Source organism: Neisseria sp. P0009.S007, assembly GCF_051962515.1.
Genome location: NZ_JBQCVF010000348.1, coordinates 1 through 1,385, shown reverse-complemented (window position 1 = coordinate 1,385; position 1,385 = coordinate 1). Strand labels below are relative to the sequence as shown.

The 1,385-nt window shown below is 52.3% G+C and carries 2 protein-coding genes and 1 pseudogene; all 3 read right to left on the bottom strand.

Features of this window, described 5'->3' with window-relative positions:
* Positions 1 to 98 (bottom strand): annotated as a pseudogene (locus ACTHS3_RS13155) (ACP S-malonyltransferase); the annotation flags it as partial.
* A gap of 9 nt (positions 99 to 107) precedes the next feature.
* Positions 108 to 455: a DUF1294 domain-containing protein gene (locus ACTHS3_RS13150; protein ID WP_070607118.1), complete on the bottom strand. Its 348-nt coding sequence runs from the start codon at positions 453 to 455 to the stop codon at positions 108 to 110.
* 51 nt (positions 456 to 506) lie between these two features.
* The coding region (locus ACTHS3_RS13145) for a beta-ketoacyl-ACP synthase III (RefSeq protein ID WP_440368147.1) at positions 507 to 1,385 on the bottom strand (879 nt) is incomplete at its 5' end.

Genomic DNA, 1,385 nt, shown 5'->3' with positions numbered 1-1,385 from the left:
TCGTCAAATGTGGCTTTAACGATGGCTTGCTCGGCAAAGCCGTTCATCATGCCTAGGCTTTGTGAGCCTTGTCCGGGGAAGAAGAATGCGAAAGACATGGTAATTCCTTATTGGTTTGAATGTTTGAGGGTATCTGCCAGCAGAAGGAGGGTGGCGACAGTATTGGTTACGGTGGTCAGCCGGAAGGTGCGGACAAAACTGAGTTTGCTGGTTTTGTGCCTGAATGCGAGGCTGCCGCAATAACCGCCCGGCCAGCCACCAAGCAGGTTGAGCAGATGCAATTTTGCTTCGGGTATGCGCCTGCCGTGGTTGCGTGCGCGCTGTTTGTCTCGGTAGTAAAGCAGGAAAACGTATGCACTCAGTGCGAGATAGGCGATTGCCAGTTTGGGCAATATTACAGCCGTTATGCTTAAAAACAGGCTGCTGATGCAGAATGCAAACGTTAGGGATTTCATGGGTTTTAGCAGAATAGGCCGTCTGAAAGGGATGTTCAGACGGCCCAATCGTTAGTATTTCACCAAAACTGCACCCCAGGCAAAACCGCCGCCGATACCTTCGAGCAAGAGGTTTTGTCCGCGTTTGATTTGGCCGTTTTTAATACCGACATCCAGTGCCAGTGGAATGGAGGCTGCGGAAGTGTTGCCGTGGTCTTGGACGGTTAAGATCACTTTATCCATGCTCAAGCCCAAGTGTTTGGCGGTAGAGTCGATAATGCGCTTATTAGCTTGGTGCGGCACAAGCCAATCGATTTGATCGGTGGTGTAACCGGCTTCTTCGATAACGTCATCTGCGATTTTGGACAGCATTTTGACGGCAAACTTGAATACGCCGGGACCGTCCATGCTGATGTAGGGCGAACCGCAAATTTGGCCGTTGGCGATTTGTCCGGGGACGTTCAAAAGGTTGAGGTAGTTGCCGTCGGCTTTGAGTTTGCTGTGGATGATGCCCGGTTCGTCAGATGCGCTTAAGACAACCGCACCAGCACCGTCACCAAAGAGGACGCAGGTGGTGCGGTCGTTCCAATCGACGATGCGGCTGAAGGTTTCCGCGCCGATCACCAAAGCGTTTTTCGCCATGTCGCTTTTGATATAGGCATTGGCAGTGGTCATGGCATACATAAAACCGGCGCACACGGCTTGGACGTCAAAGGCAGGGCAGCCGTTGGTTATGCCTAATTTTTGCTGCACGATGGTTGCCGTAGAAGGGAACTGCATATCGGGAGTGGCTGTGGCGACGATAATCAGATCGATATCGTCAGCCTGCAAATCGGCATCTGCCAAGGCGCGGCGTGCTGACTCGGCGGCCAAGTCGCTGGTTTTTTCGCTGTCGTCTGCAATATGGCGAAATTTGATACCTGTACGCGTGGTAATCCACTCGTCGGAAGT